The following is a 22,252-nucleotide window of genomic DNA, read 5'->3' as shown; positions in this document are numbered from 1 at the left end:
CAGCTTTCTGGCCTTGGGCATGATCTGCACAAGGCAAAGCCTATGAAACCAGTCTGAGTCAGTCGTTAACGCAGAAGCGGAATCTCATCCAAATCTCCGGATTTTCCGTCGGAGTTTAGTGAAAGGTTAATGAAATCAAACAGCTTTCCATCTAGAAGGTGCGATGGCCGCGCATTTGTTAACGCTCGGAACATCACCTGTCTCCGACCCGGACTGTTCTTTTCCCATTGATCCAGAATCTGTTTGACCTGCTGGCGCTGCAACCCATCCTGACTGCCGCACAGGTCACAGGGAATGATCGGGTATTGCATTGCCTTGGCAAATTTCTCGCAATCGGCTTCGGCGACATGGGCGAGCGGTCGGAATACAAAAAGATCGCCTTCTTCGTTCACCAGTTTCGGCGGCATCGTGGCCAGGCGGCCGCCGTGGAACAGGTTCATGAAAAACGTCTCAAGGATATCGTCGCGGTGATGGCCCAGAACAACCGCCGAGCATCCCTCCTCGCGCGCGATGCGATAGAGGTTGCCACGGCGCAAACGGGAACACAGGGCGCAATAGGTCCGGCCCTGTGGGATCTTGTCCATCACAACGGAATATGTGTCCTGATATTCGATCCGATGCGGTACGTCCATTCGACCCAGAAACTCGGGCAGGACCGTTGCCGGAAAGCCCGGCTGGCCCTGATCCAGATTGCAGGCCAGCAGATCGACAGGCAACAGGCCCCGCCACTTGAGCTCGTAGAGAACGGCCAGCAATGTATAGCTGTCCTTGCCACCCGAAAGACAGACCAGCCAGCGGGGTGGCTTGCCATCCTTGTCGTGGGCGGACGGATCCACCATCCCGTATTGCTCGATCGCTTCACGGGTCTGGCGCACAATTCGTTTGCGCAGCTTCTTGAACTCGGTTGTCGAGGGCGCGCCGGCAAACAGCGGGTGGATATCGTCTGCATCATCAAACATGCGCCGTGGTTACAGCGGACCGAAGGCCCGGGCAAGGCGTAGACGCAGGATCAAACGCATTTGGAGAGTAGTTACACCCGTGTTACCCTGCGCGCATTTTTCAGGAGGTATATTATGGACTACTTCTTTTCGGTCCGCGCCCGCAGCGGCGATCACTATTCAAACAAGATGGGTGCCGCGCGATATCTGGCTATTCCAGGAAATGTCGGGCAACCGGCGCGGCAGCATGAAATACCTCAATCTCAATGGATAAGCCGGATTCAGGCCGAAGCCGGGGCGACGGCTACCGAGAATGGGCATATTGTCGTCTTCGTGCACGGGTTCAATACCGAGCAATATCAGATGCTGGAACGTCACCGCAAAATTCGCACCGGTCTTGAGATGCATGGCTTTAACGGTGTGGTCATCAGCTATGACTGGCCAAGCGATGGATCGGTTCTGGGCTATAACGTTGACCGGGCTGACGCGCGGCGTGCGGCAGAAAAATTGTTCAGTCACGGGATCACGCGGCTGTCCCGGATGCAGACCGCGGATTGCCGGTATAACGTCCATGTTCTGGCGCATTCCATGGGCACGTTCTTGGTGCGCGAAGCCATGGATTATGCAGATGACGACCACGAAACCGCGCAACACAGCTGGATGACCAGCCAGATCGCGTTTGTCGCGGCGGATGTGTCCGCGAAATCGTTCCGCGACGGCAGTTCCAAGACCTCCTCTCTGATGCGACGTTGTACCAGGCTGACATGCTATTACAGCCCCTTTGACGAGGTTTTGTCGATTTCAGAGGTCAAGCGTGTCGGAGTATCGCGCCGACTGGGCCGTGTCGGAATGCCAAACGACCGGCCTGAGAAAGCGGTTAATCTGTATTGCGGGTCCCATTTCAAGAATACCCGCGATGAATACGGGGATGGGCCTTCGGCGACACACAATTGGTATTTTGATTCGCCCCGGTTTTTCGAAGACCTGCACCATACGTTGATGGGGAAACTGGACCGAGAGGTCATTCCGACCCGCAGCTTCACCGACCGCGGCAACCTGGCGTTGACTTAAGGGTCGGCATTGTCGGGCACCGGATCGTAACCGTCACCGCCCCAGGGGTGGCACCGGCAAATCCGGTGCGCAGCCAGCCACGATCCCCGGATCGCGCCATGTTTTTCCAATGCTTCCAGTGCATAGGCCGAGCATGTGGGCTGATAGCGGCAGTTGAAACCAACCCAGGGGCTGAAAATCAGCCGGTACGCGCGAACGGGCAGGGCGACGATATGGGACAGAAAGGTCATTTGCGATCCGCATGCACTTTGCGAAGCGCATACCGCAAGTCGCTCAGCAGGACGTCATAAGGAAGATCGGCGGTTACATCAGCCCGCCCGATCAGCACATAGTCCCAACCTTCAAGACCATACACAGGCAAGACGGCCCGTGCGACTTCTCTCAGGCGGCGCTTGGCACGATTGCGGGCCACGGCGTTGCCGACTTTCTTTGAGCAGGTAAAGCCAACGCGCAGCCCCACCGCTTCATCCGGAGCGCGTCTGCGGGCCTGCACCATCATCGAAGACGTTCCCTGCCTGCGCGCGCGCGCGGCTTTCAGGAAATCGGCTCTTTTTTTCAGGATCGTCAGGGATGTGGGTAGACAAACAGAAGCCGCCGGGGGCGTATTCCCGGGGTGGTTCTTACCATCCTCAGGGGCCTCCGGCGGCGTCATGTTCATACCCTGATCGGTGGGCGGTTTTACGCGCTCAGCGATTTGCGGCCGCGGGCGCGGCGTGCGTTCAGGATCTTGCGGCCGGCTTTGGTGGCCATGCGCGCGCGGAAACCGTGGCGGCGTTTGCGAACCAGGTTCGAAGGCTGATAGGTGCGTTTCATCGCTCCGTCTCCAATCTATAGCGGTCGGGTGCGGCGCGGATTCGCCTGGCCCTAGTGTTCGAAGCCCGTCCTCTACTGCCAAGCGAAGTGTAAGTCAAACCCCAACGGTCCGGTTTTCGCGGCTTTTGCAACAATTCTGTAAACCGGATGCAGAAAAGATTTCAAATCGGTCGATTATCGTCTGAAACTGTCACGTTCGCGGCCACATAGATCAAGGCCCCGTGAACCCCCTGTTGCCAAAAGCGCAAGCAGCGCATGTTGGGCGTAAGATGAAGCAAGAAGAACCGGAAGGCCAGATGTCCGAAACAAGCCACGCTCCACGAAACGGGTTGGCGCGTCATATCCCGTTGCTGGTGATTCTCGGTGTCGCTGCGGTGGGGTTTTTCACGCTGGGTGATTACCTGACTTTCGAAACCCTGCGCGACAACCGCGAAGCGTTGCTGGCGTGGCGGGACGCAAACTATTGGGCCATGGTGGCCGGGTTTGTCACTGTGTATATCGTGATCGTCGCGTTTTCACTGCCCGGAGCAGCCGTCGCCTCGATGACCGGTGGGTTCCTGTTTGGACTGTTTGCCGGAACGGTTTTCAATGTATTTTCGGCCACTATTGGCGCATCGGTCATCTTTTTGGCCGCCCGCTGGGGGTTGGGCAATGCTTTGACGGCCCGGCTGGATGCCTCAAAGGGGACGATTGGAAAGCTGAAAGACAGCTTGCGCCAGAACGAAATCTCGGTGCTGTTCCTGCTGCGGCTTGTGCCGGTTGTGCCGTTCTTTGTGGCCAATCTGGTGCCCGCACTGGTGGGCGTCAAATTTCGCAATTTTCTGATCACGACGGCGCTGGGCATTATTCCGGGGGGTATCGTTTACACCTGGATCGGTGTTGGGTTGGGCGGTGTGTTCGACCGTGGCGAAACACCGGACGTTTCTTTGTTGTGGGAGCCCTTCGTCATTGGCCCCATTGTCGGCTTGTGTGCGCTGGCTGCTTTACCGATTGTCATCAAGTCCCTGCGTGGCGGAAAGGACGCCTGAACCATGCAACACCACAAGACAGATATCCTGGTCATTGGGGCCGGGTCCGGTGGGTTATCGGTTGCGGCCGGTGCCAGCCAGATGGGTGCGAAGGTGATCCTTCTGGAAGGGCACAAGATGGGCGGCGACTGTCTGAACTTCGGTTGTGTCCCGTCGAAAGCGCTGATTGCAAGCGGCAAAGCGGCCTTTGGTCAGGCGCATTCCGCCGCGTTTGGTGTGGCCGATGTAAACCCTCAGATCGACTATGCCGCGGCGAAGGATCATGTGCGGGATGTGATTGCCCAGATCGAACCGATGGACAGCCAGGAACGCTTCGAAGCTTTGGGTGTCATGGTGATCCGCGAATATGGCAGCTTTATCACCCCGACCGAGGTGCAGGCCGGAGATCATGTCATCACCGCGCGCCGGATCGTGATTGCCACCGGGTCGTCGCCATTGGTTCCGCCAATCCCTGGTCTGGACACAGTGCACTATCAAACAAACGAAACCATCTTCGACCTGCGCGAGCGTCCGGAGCATCTGCTGATCATTGGCGGTGGTCCGGTTGGCATGGAAATGGCGCAGGCTCATGTCCGGTTGGGCAGCAAGGTGACAGTCGTTGAAGGGCAGAAGGCTTTGGGCAAAGACGATCCCGAGGCGGCGTCCGTGGTGCTGGAGGCTTTGCGCAGTGAAGGTGTCGATATCCACGAAAATGCCGTGGTGGCCCAGGTTCGCGGAAGAGAAGGTGCTGTGGAAATCGTGACCGAGAATGGCGATATTCACCGGGGCTCTCACCTTTTGATCGCCGCGGGTCGCAAAGCCAATATTGAGCGTCTGAACCTGGCCGCAGCGGGAATTGACCGCACCCGAACCGGAATCAAGACGGATGACAGCCTACGAACGTCAAACCGCCGGGTCTATGCGATTGGCGATGTCGTGGGGGGGCTGCAATTCACCCATGTAGCCGGGTATCATGCGGGTATCATCATTCGATCCGCCTTGTTCGGCCTGCCTGCTAGAGCGAAAACGGCGCATATCCCATGGGCAACGTTCACCGATCCTGAACTGGCGCAGGTCGGTCTGACCGAAACTCAGGCCCGCGACCGGCATGGCGACAGGGTGGAGGTTGCGCGCTTTGATTATCACCACAATGACCGCGCATTGGCCGAGCGCAAAACCAAAGGGTTCATCAAGGTTATGGTGGTGAAGGGCAGGCCCGTCGGTGCCACGATTGTGGGCCATCAGGCGGGCGAGTTGATCAACACGTGGTCACTGGCCTTGGCCAATAACCTGAAGATGGGGCAGATCGCTGCTATGGTTTCACCCTATCCGACAATCGGAGAGCTTAACAAACGCGTTGCCGGCGCTTATTTCTCTCCAAGGCTGTTTGAGAATCAGACAGTTAAACGTGTGGTCAGGTTCGTTCAGCGCTGGATTCCCTGACCTGTAGAGGAGCGTAGATTGAACTCGCTGTCGGGCCGATTTCTGATCCTGACGACGGTCTTCGTCATGTTGGCCGAAGTCCTGATCTTTGTCCCGTCGATTGCCCGGTTCCGCGAGGATTTCCTGCTGAACCGTTTGGAACGCGCCCAGATCGCATCGCTGGCGTTGCTGGCTGACGATATGCTGGCCGAAGATCTTGAGGCTGAATTGCTGGCGAATGCCGGTGTCTACAACGTTGTGTTGCGTCGGGATGAAGTCCGCCAACTCATGCTGTCGTCACCGATTCCCGAGGCAGTCACCAAAACATTTGATCTACGGGATGCCGGTCCATGGATTTTGATCCGGGATGCGGTGAGCCGGATTTTCATACCTGAAAACGAAATCATCCGTATCATTGGCGAGCCGGTCAAGGGTGCAGGGTTGCTGATCGAGGTCACGATCGACAGCGCGCCCTTACGTATGGCGATGGTTGATTACGGCCTGCGCATTCTGGGACTTTCCTTTGTCATCTCGATCATCACAGCGTCTTTACTGTTCCTGGCGGTGCGCGTGGTTCTTGTCCGGCCCATCAAAAGCGTTGTTGGATATATGCAGCGCTATGCCAGCGCACCCGAGGACGCGCGCGGCATCATCTCGCCGAATTCCAGAGTGACGGAATTGCGCGAGGCTGAAGAAGCGCTGAAGATGCTGCAAACGGAACTGACGCAGGCGCTCAAACAGCGCGAGCGGCTGGCGCAACTGGGCGGGGCGGTTGCAAAGGTCAGCCATGACCTGCGCAACATTCTGACATCGGCGCAGCTGTTCACGGACAGGATCGAATCCAGTGATGATCCGCTGGTCCGGCGAATGGCTCCAAAGCTGGTGAATTCGATCACCCGTGCTGTATCGTTGTGTGAAAGCACATTGGCATTCGGCCGTGCAGAAGAACCTGCGCCCACCTTGACGATGGTGCCCCTACGGACAATTGCGGCTGACGTCGCCACCAGCGAGCAGTTGGCAGTAACGGAGGGCAGCGTCGAGATCATGAACGAAGTGCCCGAAGACCTGATCGCCCGCGCCGACCCCGAGCAGTTGTTTCGCGTCATCATGAATCTTGTGCGCAACGCAAGACAGGCGTTGGAAGCCTCGGGTAAGCCGGGTCAAATCACCATCGTCGGGTGTGAATATCAGGATGCCTGGTGTCTTGAAATTCGCGACACCGGGCCGGGTCTTCCGCCAAAAGCACGTGAAAACCTGTTCACACCGTTTCAGGGTGGGGTCCGCAAAGGAGGCTCTGGCCTGGGTCTTGCAATCTCTCAGGAACTGGTGCGCGGGCATGGCGGTAACCTGACACTGAAAGAGACCGGACCCGAAGGAACGATCTTTGAAATCAGGCTTCCGCGCGGTGACATGACTTTTTAATTTTTTTTGAAGAATCGGCTTGCACGTCTTTGACCACAGGTCTAAACAGCGCCTCACCAACGCGGACCGATAGCTCAGCTGGATAGAGTACTTGACTACGAATCAAGGGGTCGGGGGTTCGAATCCTCCTCGGTCCGCCACTGGTTTCCCTAAAAGGCGACATTGGTTCTGCACTGGCGACAGAACTTTTCCAATTTCGCCTCGCGTCCTTGATCCAGCACCTAGACCGATTCCGACTTTACTCAGCGCCGTGAAATTGTCGTATCAAAGAAAAATGCAGCATCAAACCGACCCTGATTGGAATGTACGGTTTCACCACTGGTGAATTCCTGCGAAAAGTTCTGAGTGACCGAGAATGGTTCAACTCTGGTTTTTTCAAACAGGTATCCCACGTTTCCTGAGATCCGCAGTTTTCCGCTGTCAGACAGCGATGCGCGAAACTTTTGCGGACGCGACGCACCGGTTCCAGTATTGTCTTGAGCGCTAATAAGTTGAAACCCGGCGGCTGAATTGCGGTACACCACTCGCAGCGTTGTTTTAGGCTTTTCGTCGGCAAGTTCGCCGCCATTGTAACGTGGGTCCGGTCGTCTTTTGAGTTCGATAACATAGTCACCATGGATGGCGTTTTGGGGGTTCTCGTTTGGGGGCGACTTGGGCACTGCCACCAGTATCTGGGGATCTGTTTGTTGGTCGCTCTGCGCGGATGGTTATGGTTTTGCTACATTTTTCAGAACCGCAAAACTTTGCGCTGTGAGGTATCCGGTTCTTTCCGCGCCATTTTGCCCCTGAAACTTTTTCAGAGCTTCACGGGACCGAGGCCCGAAGATCCCATCCACCGGCCCAACTGAAAATCCAAGCGCATTCAGGCCGCGTTGAATGCTCCGGTAATCGTTTCGGTTCAGATTCAGACTGGCCTCGATGTCCGAATTCGAGCGTGGCAACGGTTTAGGTGCGTCAAAGCGGCTTTCGGTTCCAGAGGGTGAAATCGTCGTTTTCGGGGTGACGAGTGTGGCAATCTTCCGATTTGTGCGTCCGACCACATCCGTAACCTGTTGAGAATATTGCCCCGCGCGGGTGTCTGAATAAAGCTGCGCGATCAGCTTCAAAGCGCCCTGCTTTGCACTTTCGTCTTCCAGCTGCATGGCCTCGCCCAGAAGACGTTGCGCCGACCGCTCGCGCTCATCGACAGGGCGAACGGCCTTGGCAGCATCTATAGTGGCATCGTCACTATAGATTGGCTCTTTGAGTGCTGCTGGGACAAGGAAAATGTCATGACCGGGCAGAGACCCATAGGTGAATGGCTCCTGATACCCATCTGTCAGTTCGTAAACCGTATCCCGCACCTTCCGAAACATTTTCCCAAGCTCCAGCCCGGGTACCTCGATATGTTCAAGAAAGGCCTCTGCATACGGGCTGTTGCGACCGTCCCCATCAAGCGCCAACGTCCCGCCTCGCGCTGAATACCCGACAAGAACCCCACTGGGGTCGATGCGGCCCAACCCTTGACCGATTGATCGGGTTGCAGTGGTTCGAACCATATCGCTCACAAACGGGTTGTTCCGACAGGCATCCACAATGACTAGCTTCAAACCTTTCGCAGTCGAAACGGCGTTGAGCACCGTCTCCAGGCGGATTGCCTCGAATTCTACGTCCTTGTCACTTCTGAGTTCGGCATTGGTCGGTATCAGGTAATTTGTATTGTCGATTTCGATCCCGTGACCTGCAAAATAGACTAACACCATGTCGGCATCGACCACATCCTCAGAGAAGTCTCTTAAGGTCAGGCGCAATTCGCGGTAGTCGAGGTTTTGTTTTGAGGTGACATGAAAGCCAATCCTCTTTAGGGCGGCAGAGATATCCTGGGCGTCATTGGCTGAGTTTGGGATATTTGACACATGCTCATATCGTGCATTGCCAATTACCAAAGCCACACGTTTTGCATGAGGTGTTTCCGCCAATACAGCATTCAGTCCGAACATCATAACGAAGCTCAGACATACCCACGATCCAAAGAAGCCTTGGCGTAATTGGCGCGTTAACATGGCAAAATCGTCCACTGAAACCGGATCTAATATAGCATAGATGGAGTTGTTGGGCGATGTTGTTGTCAAACCAACTGCTTCACTTGGGCTTTAGTGGTCCGTTTTGACACGCTGTTGAATCTCAACTGGCAAGTGCAAAAATGTACTGGGCCCTATTTGCCTCAGGGCCCAGCCTAAGTTTGAATGGTGAAAAGCTGCTGGTTGAGGGCCAGGCGAGCTTTTGTGAGTTGAGCTTGGTTGGGCTTTCCAGTGTGTCAGGCTGAACGCATCGCTCAGCCTGCCGACTGGCAACATATATTACTCTACAGCCACGCCTAACTTCTTAGCTGCTTCGATGTTTGCATTCAGGTGATGTTCGAATGCCGGCAATACCGCTTCGAAGTGAGCCTTCAATTCGGGCGCATCGGTCTCTGGGATCAGCGCGCCATTCACAGCATCAATTGCGGCGCGGTGAAACGCGATTTCATGCTTGAGGTAAAGAGCGTCGAATTCGGCTGGGTCGGCTGCCCGCAGGGCTGTTGTGACCTTGTCGTGATCCATTGCGGCTTGGATCCGGGATGGCGGAAGAACCGGGACAATTCCCAGGTTCGAGGCAATTTCATGGACTGTCGCACGCACGCCCGAATGATCACCCGATACCATCCTGCCAAGCGCGCGAACCTCTTCGGACTGTCCGCGCAACTCACCCAATAGGGCCGTTTCTATGTCAAAGCTGTTCACCTGCGCGTAAATGCCGATGACTTCGGCATCGCTCAATCCACCTGCGAGGGCATTCGTGGAACTGATCGCCAAGGCAGTTACGATCAAGGGGGCTTTCAATCTTCCAAAGGCCATTTTTGATTTCTCCTGTTTGGAACCAAAGGATGATCTAGGGCTAGCATCGCTCGCATAAATACAGAAATCAGATTAAAAAATGAGATACATGTATAACTCAAATATATAGGGTGAACTGACTGCCGTTGACCACAAGACCCGCAAAATGCGCCGTTGCCAGACCGTATTCAGTTTTTCGCGCTTGGTTGTCGAACCAAGTACGGGAAAAGGACCATTCTCTGGCTGCAACCTTTTCAGATGCTTTTCGGAAAACACGCAATCAGCCTGACGAACTGACCTTATGAAGGCTTCCCGAACCTCTGCCAGTGCCCGTTAAATACGGCCCTTCACCAGGTGCGGTACACGTCGCTGCATATGGTCATGAAACTTTGAGATATGTGGAGTAAGCGCCAGGTCTGGTTTCCAAACCCAGTGAAACTCGAATACTGCCGATGATCCGTCATGCGCGATCAAACGATGTGCATGCTCGACCGAGGTGGTCAGCTTGGCGCGCGGCAAAACGCCAGCGCCGATCCCGATACTGGCCCATTGCTCGATCACGGGATAGCTGATCGCTGCACCTGGATAATGTGTGAAATTCTCGGCGTTCTGGGCAAAGAGTATTTCCAATGACCGGTTCAACCCGCAACCGCCGCCAGTCATGATGATTGGGCTCTCTGGCAGCATCGAAATCTCGATTGCACCTTTCTCGGGTAGATCAACCCCATCGCTCGGGATGTAGTAAAGAGGATCGCTGTACAATTTCAGATGGCTCCACCCTGGCTCGATCATGTCGCGGGGAACGATGGCGATATCGACCGATCCATTCGAAAGCCTGCCCGACAGATCATCCAGAAGGCACTCCTTGAAGTAGATGGTCACTTCGGGATTCTCTGCGCGGTAGGGTTGGATCACGTCGTTCAGCAGCTTCATATCGACCAGGGGTGACAAACCGATGCGCAAAACTTTGTGCTCAGGGTAGAGATAGCTTTCGCAAACCTTGCTCATCTCGTCACGGGCGTCGAGGATCGCCTCGAGATAGGGAAGGATATAGGCGCCAAAAGGGGTCAGGTCGACGGCCCGGGTTGTCCGGTGGAAAATCTTCGCCCCGAGCTCTTCTTCAAGCTGCACAAGTGCGTTCGATAAAGTGGGTTGCGTTGCATTACAGATTTCAGCCGCATGGCTGAAGGACTTTGTTCTGGCAATCTCGCGGGCAAACTCTAGATGGCGCAGCTTCACTGGTTATTCCAATACTTTATCAGTGTCATTTGCGATACTTATTTCAAAATAAATATAATCCCTCCTATTTATTTCATCAAGGAAGGAGTGCGACCATGACCCTTACATCCAGTGTTACCCTGCCGACCCTTATCGTCGGGTTTCTGTTAGGGGTTGCAGCCCTTGGGCTTGTTGCCAATGAGCTTGGCAAACGCGCCAACCTGACGATCCCGTCCCGCTTGCTGCTTTCAGGCGGGCTAGGGATGGGTGTACTCGCCATCGGCATCAAGGTCGTTATCATGACGGTGCTTTCGCTCACGGACACCCACGCGATGGCTGCTACCGGAAACGCCATGCGTGATACAACCAAGGAGTTCTTCACCTTTTCAGGAGATGCCTCGGATAAACTTGCCGTCCCGGCAAACCCATCAGGTTTTCGCGCTTGGCGTGCGCTGCCCGAAAAACCACATGATCCATCGGGGAACCGGACAACCCCTGAGAAAGTCGCGCTTGGCCGTATCCTGTTCAATGACACGAACCTGTCGCTTGCGCGCGATCTGTCTTGCGCCTCTTGCCACTCGCTCGCAGATGGCGGCGACGACAATGCCCCTTATTCGACGGGGCATCTTGGTCAAACCGGGGATCGGAATGCGCCTACGGTTTACAACGCCGCGTTTCTGAGCCGCCTGTTCTGGGACGGGCGCGCATCCTCGCTCGAAGATCAGGCCGAAGGCCCATTCGTCAACCCGGTCGAGATGTCGATGCCCACCCTCAGCGCAGTTGAAGAGCGGGTCAAAGAGGACCCACGTTACGGACCGCTTTTTGACGCAGCATTTGCGAGCGAAAGCTCGATTACCATCCGCAATATCACCCGCGCGATCGCGGCTTACGAACGTACACTTGTCACGCCCGATACGCCTTATGATCGCTTTGTGAAAGGCGAGGATGAGGCGCTCTCCCAGGCAGCTTTGCGTGGTCTGGTGCTTTTCGACAAGATCGGTTGCCGAAATTGTCATGTCGATCCCATGTTCTCTGCGGCGGGCACTGAAAAGCCACTTGGGATTTACCGAGCATTCCCGGTGTTTTGGGACGGCAATCCCTATCTGGATAAATACGATCTGGTTCTTGATGAGCGTCCCGGCAGGTTTCGCGTGCCCTCCCTGCGCAATGTCGCGCTGACCGCGCCCTATTTCCACAATGGCTCGGTAAGCGATCTGGAAGAGGCGATCAGAGTTATGGCCGTATCTCAGTTGGGACGCACCCTGAGCGATGACCCTTTGGCAGACATTCGCATTGTAGCCGCGAGCGTTGAAGGCACGATTCCAGGGCGGAATACTGACATGTTCACCAATCGCGCGGTAAGCCGACAAGAGGTGTCTGACATTGCCGAATTCCTGCGGTCACTCACGGCGGCCACGCTTCCCGATTAGGTCTTTTGCGTGAAGAAGACCCCTGAAGAGGTGTTAGATCAATCAATCGACTTTGCCGGTTTCGATTGTAGGGGTCGCGATGCCCACCGCTCAGGGTAAACGACAAGAAGGCTACATCCGTGGAGTACGCTCCGAGACGATATTCTCGATCGCATCGGCAAGGTGGACGTCAGCAATCGCAAGATCACCGCGTTCAACGCGTAGCCTGTGCGCTTCGGCCAGAACGTCACCGTGAGTCGCACCTTCAGGTGGCTCAAAGCGGTAACTCGCAAGTTCGATCCTCAATCCCAAGGGGTCGTGGAAATAGATCGAGTTCATGAATCCCCGATCTTTGATTGGTGTATGCTTGATACCCCTCTCGTCGAGCCGTTCCTCGACCTGCATGAGAACTGAACGGGACACCGCGAAGGCCAGATGATGAACCGCGCCAACCTGATCCCTGAGCAAACTGCCGGACGGTTTCCGATCTTCATTGGTGAACACCGTGATCGTCTGACCGTTACCCGCGGCAAAGTACAGGTGACCCTGTGAATGATCGTCCAGGTTGGGTTGATCGAAGATAAGCGAAAACCCGAGAAGACCCTCCCAGAAGTCTATTGACGTTTGCCGGTCTGCACCAGTCAGGGTGATGTGGTGAATGCCCTGTGCCTGCAACTTGCGCATGTTGAGTTCCCTCCCGTTTATTAAGTTTGCATCTCGCCCAGCTAGTTGAAGGTGAGAAGAAAACAAGCGCCTTGATTGCTTGGTACAACACTGAGTTGCCCACCGATTGCTTCCATGGTCGCTTTGACAATATTCAGGCCCATACCCGTGCCACCGGCCTCTCTTTTTGTTGTAAAGAAGGGCTGCATAATCTTGTCCTTGTTCCCTTCACTGATACCGGGGCCATTATCCGCAATTCTTAGACAGACGACACCGTCGTTTTGATAGGCTGTCAGCACGGCATTCTGCGCGCCGTGTTGCTGAGCGTTCTCGAGCATATGTGTCAATATGATGTGCAAGGTGGGTGCCGCGACGGGCAAGGGCAGGTGATCGTTCTCAGTCTTGATCGCAAGCGCGGGGAAAGTCTGGAAGACCTGTTCAGTGATGTCGTTCAGACAGCATGTACCGTTAATGGCGCTCTGATCGGCCAGACTGAAGGCGCGCATGTTGGCCAGCAGATCCTCCATCCGCTTTCCGCCCTTTTCTACAGTGTCCAGCAGGCGGTGTTTCTGCGCTGGTGACAAATCATCGTCGCGCAGCAGCTCTGCCGCGCCTTTCAAGGCGGTGAGGGGTGACTTCAGCTCGTGGGTGACATGGGCGGTGTACGTTTTCAATCCGTCCTGCTTGTCCTGCAAGCGTTCCGTCAGCGATTGAAAACTCTGGCTCAGATCCGCAATTTCCCGCGTGCCAAGCTGGTCTGGTGGTTCCCATGCCTGACCACCGTGGCCCGCCATCTGGCTGCGCTGGATCAACAGGTGGATCGGCCGGGTGATGAACCGCCAGAACACGTACCCGATTAGCGCCGTGGACAAAGCAACAAATGCCGCGGCTTTGGCAAGGTTGAAACGTTCGCCGTACAGAAAGCGGAAAATATGGTTCGGGGTACGGCTTAGGTAAACCGCCCCGATAAGGGTCTGATCCACGAACACTGGCATCGCCACGAAAACGCGCACGCGGGCACCGCGGCTGAGGGTATAAAGCGCAGGCGTTGCATCCTCTCGCACGCGGGTGCGCGCGACCGAGACGGTTTTCCCTGAAAGGGCCTCGCGAACCTCGTCAACATGGCCCAGCTTTTGGCCGATTTCCGCAGTACCGGCAAACACGTTCCCATCGACGTCCAGCATCCGGTAACCCGCAAGGGTTTGCGCCTGGGCAGCGTTGGCGATGCGGCTAAGTGGGGCGGCGATGGCCTGATAAACCGAACCGGGTCGAACGGTTGCCGGTCGCGCGTCCGGGCGCGGCGGCAGAACCGTTTCGCGATTGACCGACAGCGATGGGAACACCGCGTGCTCGGTTGAGATTGCACTCGGGCGGGGCGGCTTGATCCCGGCTGCATCTGCATAAAGCTCGGCATACGCCGCTGACATGACCGCAGCCTGTGTCAGCAGGCTTTCTTCGGTCTGTTGCACCAGTTGACTGTCGTAAAAACGGAACAGGATCAGCCCGGCAAAGGGCAGGCACAGGACAATGCCCAGCACCAGCAGAACGATGGTCCACAATCTGGGGCGCCATTTGCGGTTCAGCCGGGCGTGCATGCACCCATCCTGAGGCCGACACCGTGAATGGTCACGATCCCTTCGGCACAGCCGGCCTGGGCCAGCTTGGCACGGACATTGCGTATATGGCTGTCAATGGTGCGGTCCGAGACGTGGATGTTGTAGCCGTAAAGCGCATCGATCAGCTGCGCCCTTGACAGAACACGGTCGGGACGGGCCATCAGAGTTGCCAGCAGCCGAAATTCCGAACCGGTCAGCGTCACGGGCGTTGAAGCGAACCTGCACAGGTGACGCTCTGCATCCAGGTGCAGGCTGCCTTGCGACAACACCGGATCGGGCTGGGCAGGTGTCGGAGCGCTGCGTTTCAGAATGGCCTTGATCCGGGCCACCAATTCGCGTGGGGAAAAGGGTTTCGTCAGATAATCATCGGCGCCCAGCTCCAGCCCGACGATACGGTCGACCTCGTCATCGCGGGCGGTCAGGAACAGGATCGGCACGTCCGAGGATTTGCGGATTTCCCTGCATACTTCCAGACCATCCTTTTCGGGCAGCCCGATATCCAGCACGATCAGATCGGGGCTTTCCTGGCGGTTTGTATCAAGCGCGGTCAGGCCGTCGCTGGCCAGAAGTGGCGCATAGCCTGCCTTTTCAATCGCGAACCTTGTTACCTCAAGGATATCCGGATCATCGTCGACAACAAGAATGCGTGCAGGCATCAAATGGGGTCCTTCAACTCTGCTGCCGATAATAGGCTTGTATCCGCCATCTCCGAAAGCCCCATTCGCGCCAGTTGGTGATTGCATCCTTTTTCAGATCATATCGCATCCACGCGTCACAGACTTGCTGTCCGGTTCTGGTTTCATGATCACGGATTGCTGGGTAAGCATCAGCACCAAGGCTGCATATGTAACCAGTGTCCTGTTGCATCAGAGCGCTGCCGTGGCTCAGATTATAGCTGGCAATGACTGATGCGAAATTCACAAAGTTGCAAGTATACAAGACTACCAGAAGCGCTGCAAAACAACGCCGCAGAAGCCAGATTGTATCGAAGCCGCGATGGATTTGCACCACGGTCAGCAGCAATCCGGTGAGAACCAGTGCCATCCAGATAAAGGCGGCCACCCGCAAATAGGTAAGCGCATAGGCGTCGACGTAATGATGCAGCCTGATAGCAGCTGTCATCACCAGGAACACGTTCTGCGCCAACCACGTGTAGATCAGAATGCGCAACGTCCGGTCCGCACCGATCATGCTGTGAGTGACCAGAGTGAATACGCCCGCCAACAGGGCCGTAACCACCAGCGGATAAGCGCCCCGATGGGCATAAGCGGCATAGCTCATCCCTTGAGGCAGGGATACACCCCCGGTCAGGATACCAAGGTCCATCACGGTTTGTACAAGGAACATCAGGTTGAACAGTAACAGCGAATTGCGCACCGAGATTGGATTGATCAGAAATGCGGCCCGGCTTGGGCCTGTCTTTGGCATGGTGGCGGGGCGGGCAATGCCGCCCAGCCATGGTTCGCTGAGGTTTAGGAACGGCCACAGCAGCGAGGCCATCACGCTCCAGAACAGAAGTCGCAGCCAGAAGTACCCTTCGAACAGGAGACTTGGGTCCAGCTCGGCCAGAAGGTCTTCCAGCACCGGATTGGCGGCGGCCAGCAACGCAAGGAAGACCGCACCCAATAGCAGGGGCAAGGCCAGCGATGCTGCGTGGCGGCGTCTGTCGGACCCAAGATCGGCGGCCACCGCGGTGCGACATGTGTCGCGCAGCAAAAGCGTCGCACCGATGGAAGGCAGTCGCAGGGCGGTTCGCAGCAGCAGACGTTCGTTTACAGCCTGACCGAATAGCGCCCAGGTGGCCAGACTGACTAAACCTGCGAGGCTGAACAATAATGATAGAAGCTGCAAATCGATGGCCACCGGCAGGTTGGTGATCAAGGCAAATGCGGCGGCTATTGACCACTCCTTTGCAGTCGCACGCCGGGGTTTCATCGCCATGATCGCGGCGGACAAGACCAGCGCGAAGACTGAGACAGAAATGCCTAGCGGCTGTTCCCAAAACAACCAATCAGCAAGCGCCACCAGCGATGCAAGAAGCGGGATTGCATGGCGCATTTTCAGAGTAGACATCAGAGAACCACTCTGCTGTCGTCTGTTGCCTCTCCATCGGGGGACTTCGTCCATCTTTCCCAGCCACCACGCGTCCAGCACGATGCTGTCCGGCACGCCGCGAATTGTCAGTTTCTGCCTCATGTCCCGTCTCCTGCTTACAGGTTTCCTTTCCCGGCAGATTGCCTGCGGCGCTTGCATCTTTGGCGCGACGTATCCGCAGCCTTCATAGGGTTTTCGAGCAGAAAATGTGCAGAGGCGTTGAAAGGCTTTACACACCACGGGTTCCGAGCTGCAACTCGCGCCGTGCAGTAAAAGCGACGCGCCCAGACATTGAACTGCAAGCAAAAGCGCAGTGTGACATAGTTGAACCTTCCCCTGAGAAGCGCTTCGCCGTTATGGCTGGGGAAACGGAGGATCGAACATGGCTAACCCTCTCTATGATGATCTGTTTGGCATTCACGCCGGCAAAGATACGGCTTTCCTGAACCTGACAGACGGGACGACCATCACCTATCGAAACTTTCTGAGCACAGCCGCCCGGATCGCCCATGTGGCCACGCAACTGGGTCTAAGACCCGGGGACCGCGTTGCGGCTCAGGTCGAAAAATCGCCTGAGGCGCTGGCGCTTTACGCGGCATGTGCGCAGGCCGGTCTGGTTTTCCTGCCGCTGAACACCGCCTATACCGTGGACGAGCTGACGTATTTCATCGAAAACAGCGGCGCGTCACTTGTTGTCTGCGATGGCCGAAGCAAAGACCAACTGACCCCGATTGCCGAGCGTTTTGGGGGCAGGGTGGAAACGCTGAATGCGGATGGCTCGGGCTCGCTGATGGATCTGGCGGCAGCAATGCCAGACAGCTTTGCGACTGTGGATCGGGATGGTGAGGATCTGGCAGCGTTTCTTTATACGTCGGGCACCACCGGACGTTCAAAGGGCGCGATGCTGACCCAGAACAACCTGTTGTCCAATGCGCGGACACTGGTCAAAGAGTGGCGGTTTACGTCGGAAGACGTTCTGTTGCACGCGCTGCCGATCTTTCACACGCATGGGCTGTTTGTGGCCACCAATATCATTCTGGCTGTCGGCGGAAGCATGATCTGGCTGCCAAAATTCGACCCTGATCAGATCATTGACAGGATGCCCGACGCCACGTCGATGATGGGCGTGCCGACCTTCTACACGCGCCTGTTGGCAGACGCGCGTTTTACCAGCGAGCTGACCAAACATATGCGCTTGTTCGTATCGGGTTCGGCCCCATTGCTGGCGGATACCCATGCACAATTTCAAGAGCGTACCGGGCATCGTATCCTAGAACGCTATGGCATGACTGAAACCAATATGAACACCTCGAACCCCTATGACGGCGAACGTCGCGCGGGCACGGTCGGGTTTCCTTTGCCGGGGGTCGAACTGAAGATATGCGATGCAGATGGTAACCCTTTGCCGCAGGGTGAAATCGGCGAGATCGAAGTGCGTGGCCCGAACGTATTCAAGGGATATTGGCAGATGCCGGAAAAGACGGCTGCCGAGCTGCGCGAAAACGGGTTCTTTATCACCGGTGATCTTGGGCGTATCGACGAAGATGGGTATGTCCATATCGTCGGGCGCAACAAGGACCTGATCATCTCGGGTGGCTATAATATCTACCCCAAGGAAATTGAACTGGTTCTGGACGGCCAGACCGGTGTTCTCGAGAGCGCAGTGATCGGCGTGCCGCATCCCGACTTCGGTGAAACCGTGCTGGGCCTGATTGTAGCGGAACCCGGGCAGTCTCCGGATCTCGACGCGATCATGGGCGCAGTGCGCGACAGCCTGGCGCGGTTCAAGCATCCCCGAATGCTTATTCAACTGGATGAATTGCCCCGCAATACGATGGGTAAAGTCCAAAAGAACATTTTGCGCGATCAGTACAGGGATATGTTCAAAGCTGGGTCAAAAGCACATAATGGCAGAGCCTAGATAAGCGTCGGAAACTTGATATAGTCCTCAAAACCAATGGGGACAGAAGAATATGAACAATCGTTTGCGCAAAATCACCATCGTAGGTGGCGGCACGGCAGGCTGGATGACCGCGTTGATCCTGGACATGGTGTTTTCACGCACTTCAGCAACAAAAGACCGACCACATATCTGCCTGATCGAAAGCCCCAATATCTCGACCGTGGGTGTTGGTGAGGCTACGGTGCCGCGCATGCCGGTCACGCTGCGTCAGGCGGGCATTTCCGAACGGGATTTTTTCCGCGAGACAAACGCGTCCTTCAAGCTGGGTGTGAAGTTCTGCAACTGGAACAAAGACCCCAAAGGAAAACGCATCGATTACGTGAACCCCTTTGCCCATGGCCAGATGCTGGAAGGGTTGGACGCCGCCGAGTATTTCCTGCGCTTTGGCAACGGAGAGCGGGACTTTACACAGTCCATCTCGCCCCACGATCATCTGGGACGTCTGTGCAAAGGCGCGCGGCAGCTGGGTCAGCCCGAGTTTGAACAGCGTTTTGGCTATGCCTATCATCTGGATGCGGTGAAGTTTGCGGGTATGCTTACCACGGTCTGCACAAAGCGCGGCGTCGAGCATATCCAGGACGAGGTACAGAAGGTCGAGCTGGATGAACAAGGCAACGTCAGCCATCTGATGCTTGAGCGCGCGGGCCGTCATGACATCGAAATGGTCATCGATTGTACCGGGTTCCGCGGCCTGATCATCAATCAGGCACTGGGCGAGCCGTTTTTGGATTATTCGGACTATTTGCCCAATGACCGCGCCATGGCGTTGCAGGTTGAACACCGCAATCCCAATAAAATCGAAAGCCTCACGCGGTCGACCGCGCTGGGCGCGGGGTGGACGTGGCGGGTGCCGCTCTACAATCGAGTGGGTACGGGCTATGTGTTCTCCTCGGCGCATCGAACGGATGATCAGGCGGCCGACGAATATCTTGAATGGCTGGGTGACAGCGGCAAGGGTTTGACGCCGCGTGTAATCCCGATGCGCGTCGGGCGCGTGCGCAATGCCTGGGTCAAGAATTGCGTGGCAATTGGTCTGTCCGGTGGGTTTATCGAGCCGTTGGAAAGTACCGCGATCCACATGATCGACCACGCAGTACGCTGGTTTGCAGAACACTTGCCGACGCGCGACGTCGCCCCGTCACTGCGGGCAAGATACAACCGGCAGATGGACAAGCTTTATAACGAGGTTCTGGAATTCATCTGCCTGCACTACCGATTGGGCAACCGAAAGGATGATCCCTATTGGATCGACGCGCGGACAGAGATGAAGATACCGGATCGGCTGGCCGAGAATCTGGAGTTGTGGCAGCACCGTCTGCCGATGGATCACGATGTGGAATTTGCCACGCTGTTCGACCATCGCGTTTATCAGACGGTTCTGTTGGGTAAACAGGTCTATGATACGGGTTACGGCACCGGCATTCGTGATCGTTTGCGGCCGTTGAAGAAAGTGATTTGGTTCCAGGGCATGAAGCGCGCAAAAGAGGACCTTGCGCAGATAATCAAAGCGATGCCGGATCATAAAACGCTGCTGCGCGATATCCGGGGTGAGCTGGAAAAACCGGTCTTTGGAATGGCGAACGTGGCGAAGCCGACAGTTGCGATGCCGGGCACGAAGCCTGCACCTGTTTCGATCCAGAACATGCCGAATTTTGCTGAAATCCAAAGCGGCGCGAAGGATTTGCAACTGTTCTAACGATTCTCTGCCCTTACGAAGGAAATTTAATAAACTGAAGGGCGAGGCATTCAGCCCCGGCCTTCAGGACGATTTAGCGCCACCTCATACCCCGGTCAGACAAGTGCCTTTGAACCCGACCCGGATAATCAGAAACAATGGCATCCACACGCAGGTCGATCATTCTGGCAATGTCATCAGGGTCATTGACCGTCCAAACCGCGACGCAAAGGCCCAAATCTTTGGCCAGTTCGACGTTTTCGGCAGTTACATCCGCATAATACGGGCACCACAGTGAGCCGCCCGCTTGCTTGACCAATCGCGGAATATCGCCCTCGCAGCTGCGAAAATCCGGGCAGACTGCTTTGGAAGAATCCTCCCCAACATCCTCGGCGTTTTCGGGAAGTTGGGTCAGATAAGAAGAAGGCATATCCGGTGCTTGCCGCTGACATTCTTCCAACAGATTCCAGTCGAAACTGTGAAGCACCGCGCGTGACGACAGGGCCTTGGAACGAACTTCTTGCAGGACAAGACTGACAAACGTCTCTCTGTAGCACGCGTCATGGGCCAAATCGGGGTCCGATTTGAGCTCGAGCATCAGACAGGCATCGCTATGTTGGGGATCACTTACCAGGTCCAGCAGGTCAAGCAGCCTTGGAACGCGAACGCCATCCATTTGTGCCTGATCAGGAAAACGCCGACCATAGGCAGTATTCCCATCCAATCGCCCGATATCGAACTTCTGAATCTGCTCAAACGTCAGGGTAGAAACCTTTGGCTCTTCCCCGGTCAGAAACGGGCCGTCAGCATCGCGAAAACTGGGGGCGTGCAGCCGGTGATTATGGGTAATGACAGGGATGTCGTCAGCCGAGAGGACAACATCAAACTCCAGAAGCGGCACACCAATGGACAGCGAAAAGTCGAAGCCAATCATGCTGTTTTCAGGCAGAACGCCTCGCGCACCCCGGTGGCCTACGATGCGGATCAGGTTGTCGCCCCCCCGGAAAGCCTCGACCTGAGGAAATGCCATCAGCCTTCCAGCCTTTCACCGGTGGAGCGGTCAAACAGATGCATATGGTTTGAGGACACAGAAAACCGCATGTTCGGATGCCGTCCTTCGATCGGATGCACACCCGGAAGGCTGATCGTGATCGAATCGCCCGAGCCGGTCAGTTGACCGTGCAACAGCGTGTTTGCCCCCAGTGGCTCGGCCATCTGAATCGTGGCCTCAATCGGGCCATTGTCATCCAGCAAAAGATGTTCGGGTCGTACCCCCAGCTTGAAGGCAGTATCAGGGCCCTGTGACGAACCAACCGCGACCTCACCAATCATGACGGTTCCGTTTTCACGTCGGGCCTCAAAGACATTCATCGCGGGGCTGCCGATGAACTGCGCCGCAAACAGGGTTCTTGGTGTTTCGTATACCTCTAGCGGTGTGCCTACCTGTTCGGCGATACCGCCGTTCATGACGATCATCCTGTCGGCCATTGTCATGGCTTCAACCTGATCGTGGGTTACATAAAGCGACGTGATCCCCAGTTTTTCCTGAAGCTCACGAATCTCAAGCCGCATCTGCACGCGAAGCTTGGCATCCAGGTTCGAAAGAGGCTCGTCAAACAGGAAAACCGCAGGTTCGCGGACAATCGCGCGACCCATAGCCACTCTCTGACGTTGGCCGCCTGACAATTGTCTGGGTTTGCGATCCAGCAATGGTTCAAGCTGCAATAGCCTGGCCGCCTCGGTCACTTTTTGATCAATCTGGGCTTTGGGCAACCCTGCGATCTTCAGGCCATAGCCCATGTTCTGCCGGACCGACATATGCGGGTAGAGCGCATAGTTCTGGAACACCATGGCAATGTCGCGATCCATCGGCTCTTTTTCGTTGGCCCGTTCCTCACCAATCCGGATTTCACCCGAAGTCACGGTCTCAAGCCCTGCCACCATCCGCAACAGAGTGGATTTTCCGCAGCCCGAAGGGCCGACGATGACAATGAACTCGCCATCTTCAATGTGGATGTCGATGCCATGTATGACATCTGTCGGGCCAAAACTCTTTTTGACATTCTCCAGGGTTACTGTTGCCATT

21 protein-coding genes and 1 tRNA gene are annotated in these 22,252 nt (G+C 56.0%); 8 read left to right on the top strand and 14 right to left on the bottom strand.

Annotated features, from left to right (window positions below):
* Positions 1-65 precede the first annotated feature (65 nt).
* Positions 66-959, bottom strand: coding sequence for a tRNA 2-thiocytidine(32) synthetase TtcA (ttcA, locus tag I9182_RS15350; protein ID WP_209598861.1), 894 nt, complete (start codon positions 957-959; stop codon positions 66-68).
* A 114-nt stretch (positions 960-1,073) separates the two neighbouring features.
* On the opposite strand from ttcA, the gene I9182_RS15345 reads away from it, so the two are divergent.
* Positions 1,074-2,009, top strand: coding sequence for an alpha/beta fold hydrolase (locus I9182_RS15345; RefSeq protein WP_209598860.1), 936 nt, complete (start codon positions 1,074-1,076; stop codon positions 2,007-2,009).
* Here I9182_RS15345 and yidD read toward each other — a convergent pair.
* Genes yidD through rpmH form a run of 3 tightly spaced genes read right to left on the bottom strand, consistent with a single transcriptional unit; the run spans position 2,006 to position 2,822 of the window.
* Positions 2,006-2,239, bottom strand: a complete 234-nt coding sequence (yidD, locus tag I9182_RS15340) for a membrane protein insertion efficiency factor YidD (protein ID WP_209598859.1) — start codon at positions 2,237-2,239, stop codon at positions 2,006-2,008. The genes I9182_RS15345 and yidD overlap by 4 nt on opposite strands.
* Positions 2,236-2,661 carry a ribonuclease P protein component gene (gene rnpA / locus I9182_RS15335; protein WP_209598858.1) on the bottom strand — a complete coding sequence of 142 codons (426 nt, stop codon included), beginning with the start codon at positions 2,659-2,661 and terminating at the stop codon, positions 2,236-2,238. The genes yidD and rnpA overlap by 4 nt, the downstream gene beginning before the upstream one ends.
* Before the next feature lie 26 nt (positions 2,662-2,687).
* Complete coding sequence (gene rpmH, locus I9182_RS15330; RefSeq protein WP_005980833.1) at positions 2,688-2,822, bottom strand: 50S ribosomal protein L34; 135 nt, start codon at positions 2,820-2,822, stop codon at positions 2,688-2,690.
* A gap of 296 nt (positions 2,823-3,118) precedes the next feature.
* Here rpmH and I9182_RS15325 point away from each other — a divergent pair, with 296 nt between their 5' ends.
* From I9182_RS15325 to I9182_RS15310, 4 genes are all read left to right on the top strand, one after another.
* Positions 3,119-3,850: a TVP38/TMEM64 family protein gene (locus I9182_RS15325; protein WP_209598896.1), complete on the top strand. Its 732-nt coding sequence runs from the start codon at positions 3,119-3,121 to the stop codon at positions 3,848-3,850.
* Positions 3,851-3,853: 3 nt separating this feature from the next.
* Complete coding sequence (locus I9182_RS15320) at positions 3,854-5,272, top strand: FAD-dependent oxidoreductase (RefSeq protein ID WP_209598857.1); 1,419 nt, start codon at positions 3,854-3,856, stop codon at positions 5,270-5,272.
* 18 nt (positions 5,273-5,290) lie between these two features.
* A complete protein-coding gene (locus tag I9182_RS15315; RefSeq protein WP_245222668.1) occupies positions 5,291-6,673 on the top strand; it encodes an ATP-binding protein in 1,383 nt (460 codons plus the stop codon).
* Positions 6,674-6,736: 63 nt separating this feature from the next.
* Positions 6,737-6,813: transfer RNA gene (locus I9182_RS15310), tRNA-Arg, on the top strand.
* A 102-nt stretch (positions 6,814-6,915) separates the two neighbouring features.
* Here I9182_RS15310 and I9182_RS15305 read toward each other — a convergent pair.
* The 4 genes from I9182_RS15305 to I9182_RS15290 form a co-directional block, all read right to left on the bottom strand.
* Positions 6,916-7,338 carry a hypothetical protein gene (locus I9182_RS15305; RefSeq protein WP_209598856.1) on the bottom strand — a complete coding sequence of 141 codons (423 nt, stop codon included), beginning with the start codon at positions 7,336-7,338 and terminating at the stop codon, positions 6,916-6,918.
* Positions 7,339-7,380: 42 nt separating this feature from the next.
* Complete coding sequence (locus I9182_RS15300) at positions 7,381-8,655, bottom strand: caspase family protein (RefSeq protein WP_209598855.1); 1,275 nt, start codon at positions 8,653-8,655, stop codon at positions 7,381-7,383.
* Positions 8,656-9,012: 357 nt separating this feature from the next.
* Positions 9,013-9,549, bottom strand: coding sequence for a DUF4142 domain-containing protein (locus tag I9182_RS15295; protein ID WP_209598854.1), 537 nt, complete (start codon positions 9,547-9,549; stop codon positions 9,013-9,015).
* Between the two features lie 312 nt (positions 9,550-9,861).
* The gene (locus I9182_RS15290; protein ID WP_209598853.1) at positions 9,862-10,767 is read right to left on the bottom strand and encodes a LysR family transcriptional regulator; all 906 of its coding nucleotides are present in this window, start codon (positions 10,765-10,767) and stop codon (positions 9,862-9,864) included.
* A gap of 95 nt (positions 10,768-10,862) precedes the next feature.
* Here I9182_RS15290 and I9182_RS15285 point away from each other — a divergent pair, with 95 nt between their 5' ends.
* Complete coding sequence (locus I9182_RS15285; protein ID WP_209598852.1) at positions 10,863-12,176, top strand: cytochrome c peroxidase; 1,314 nt, start codon at positions 10,863-10,865, stop codon at positions 12,174-12,176.
* Positions 12,177-12,287: 111 nt separating this feature from the next.
* Here I9182_RS15285 and I9182_RS15280 read toward each other — a convergent pair whose 3' ends face one another.
* Genes I9182_RS15280 through I9182_RS15265 form a run of 4 tightly spaced genes read right to left on the bottom strand, consistent with a single transcriptional unit; the run spans position 12,288 to position 16,630 of the window.
* Positions 12,288-12,839 carry a VOC family protein gene (locus tag I9182_RS15280; RefSeq protein WP_209505961.1) on the bottom strand — a complete coding sequence of 184 codons (552 nt, stop codon included), beginning with the start codon at positions 12,837-12,839 and terminating at the stop codon, positions 12,288-12,290.
* A 41-nt stretch (positions 12,840-12,880) separates the two neighbouring features.
* The gene (locus I9182_RS15275; protein WP_209598851.1) at positions 12,881-14,413 is read right to left on the bottom strand and encodes a HAMP domain-containing sensor histidine kinase; all 1,533 of its coding nucleotides are present in this window, start codon (positions 14,411-14,413) and stop codon (positions 12,881-12,883) included.
* Positions 14,398-15,090: a response regulator transcription factor gene (locus I9182_RS15270; RefSeq protein ID WP_209505965.1), complete on the bottom strand. Its 693-nt coding sequence runs from the start codon at positions 15,088-15,090 to the stop codon at positions 14,398-14,400. The genes I9182_RS15275 and I9182_RS15270 overlap by 16 nt, the downstream gene beginning before the upstream one ends.
* 13 nt (positions 15,091-15,103) lie before the next feature.
* Positions 15,104-16,630 carry a DUF4173 domain-containing protein gene (locus I9182_RS15265; protein ID WP_209598850.1) on the bottom strand — a complete coding sequence of 509 codons (1,527 nt, stop codon included), beginning with the start codon at positions 16,628-16,630 and terminating at the stop codon, positions 15,104-15,106.
* Positions 16,631-16,910: 280 nt separating this feature from the next.
* Here I9182_RS15265 and I9182_RS15260 point away from each other — a divergent pair, with 280 nt between their 5' ends.
* Together I9182_RS15260 and I9182_RS15255 are read left to right on the top strand one after the other, a co-directional pair.
* Entirely contained in the window at positions 16,911-18,449 is a 1,539-nt protein-coding gene (locus I9182_RS15260) for a malonyl-CoA synthase (RefSeq protein ID WP_209598849.1), read from the top strand.
* 52 nt (positions 18,450-18,501) lie between these two features.
* Positions 18,502-20,187, top strand: coding sequence for a tryptophan halogenase family protein (locus tag I9182_RS15255; protein WP_209598848.1), 1,686 nt, complete (start codon positions 18,502-18,504; stop codon positions 20,185-20,187).
* Between the two features lie 73 nt (positions 20,188-20,260).
* Here the strand turns inward: I9182_RS15255 and I9182_RS15250 are convergent, their stop codons facing one another.
* Together I9182_RS15250 and ugpC are read right to left on the bottom strand one after the other, a co-directional pair.
* Positions 20,261-21,196: a glycerophosphodiester phosphodiesterase family protein gene (locus I9182_RS15250; protein ID WP_245222667.1), complete on the bottom strand. Its 936-nt coding sequence runs from the start codon at positions 21,194-21,196 to the stop codon at positions 20,261-20,263.
* Positions 21,196-22,251, bottom strand: coding sequence for a sn-glycerol-3-phosphate ABC transporter ATP-binding protein UgpC (gene ugpC, locus I9182_RS15245; RefSeq protein WP_209505973.1), 1,056 nt, complete (start codon positions 22,249-22,251; stop codon positions 21,196-21,198). The genes I9182_RS15250 and ugpC overlap by 1 nt, the downstream gene beginning before the upstream one ends.
* Position 22,252: the final 1 nt, after the last annotated feature.

The organism is Ruegeria sp. HKCCSP351, assembly GCF_017872535.1.
Classification (GTDB): Bacteria; Pseudomonadota; Alphaproteobacteria; order Rhodobacterales; family Rhodobacteraceae; genus Ruegeria.
Note: the sequence above shows the minus strand (reverse complement) of the source record. Positions and strands in the feature narration are given on the sequence as shown.

Bases quoted from the DNA above. Each gene is read 5' to 3' on its own strand.
- ttcA (WP_209598861.1), bottom strand. From the start codon at position 959: ATGTTTGATGATGCAGACGATATCCACCCGCTGTTTGCCGGCGCGCCC.
- I9182_RS15345 (WP_209598860.1), top strand. From the start codon at position 1,074: ATGGACTACTTCTTTTCGGTCCGCGCCCGCAGCGGCGATCACTATTCA.
- yidD (WP_209598859.1), bottom strand. From the start codon at position 2,239: ATGACCTTTCTGTCCCATATCGTCGCCCTGCCCGTTCGCGCGTACCGG.
- rnpA (WP_209598858.1), bottom strand. From the start codon at position 2,661: ATGACGCCGCCGGAGGCCCCTGAGGATGGTAAGAACCACCCCGGGAAT.
- rpmH (WP_005980833.1), bottom strand. From the start codon at position 2,822: ATGAAACGCACCTATCAGCCTTCGAACCTGGTTCGCAAACGCCGCCAC.
- I9182_RS15325 (WP_209598896.1), top strand. From the start codon at position 3,119: ATGTCCGAAACAAGCCACGCTCCACGAAACGGGTTGGCGCGTCATATC.
- I9182_RS15320 (WP_209598857.1), top strand. From the start codon at position 3,854: ATGCAACACCACAAGACAGATATCCTGGTCATTGGGGCCGGGTCCGGT.
- I9182_RS15300 (WP_209598855.1), bottom strand. From the start codon at position 8,655: ATGATGTTCGGACTGAATGCTGTATTGGCGGAAACACCTCATGCAAAA.
- I9182_RS15295 (WP_209598854.1), bottom strand. From the start codon at position 9,549: ATGGCCTTTGGAAGATTGAAAGCCCCCTTGATCGTAACTGCCTTGGCG.
- I9182_RS15285 (WP_209598852.1), top strand. From the start codon at position 10,863: ATGACCCTTACATCCAGTGTTACCCTGCCGACCCTTATCGTCGGGTTT.
- I9182_RS15280 (WP_209505961.1), bottom strand. From the start codon at position 12,839: ATGCGCAAGTTGCAGGCACAGGGCATTCACCACATCACCCTGACTGGT.
- I9182_RS15275 (WP_209598851.1), bottom strand. From the start codon at position 14,413: ATGCACGCCCGGCTGAACCGCAAATGGCGCCCCAGATTGTGGACCATC.
- I9182_RS15270 (WP_209505965.1), bottom strand. From the start codon at position 15,090: ATGCCTGCACGCATTCTTGTTGTCGACGATGATCCGGATATCCTTGAG.
- I9182_RS15265 (WP_209598850.1), bottom strand. From the start codon at position 16,630: ATGAGGCAGAAACTGACAATTCGCGGCGTGCCGGACAGCATCGTGCTG.
- I9182_RS15260 (WP_209598849.1), top strand. From the start codon at position 16,911: ATGGCTAACCCTCTCTATGATGATCTGTTTGGCATTCACGCCGGCAAA.
- I9182_RS15255 (WP_209598848.1), top strand. From the start codon at position 18,502: ATGAACAATCGTTTGCGCAAAATCACCATCGTAGGTGGCGGCACGGCA.
- I9182_RS15250 (WP_245222667.1), bottom strand. From the start codon at position 21,196: ATGGCATTTCCTCAGGTCGAGGCTTTCCGGGGGGGCGACAACCTGATC.
- ugpC (WP_209505973.1), bottom strand. From the start codon at position 22,251: ATGGCAACAGTAACCCTGGAGAATGTCAAAAAGAGTTTTGGCCCGACA.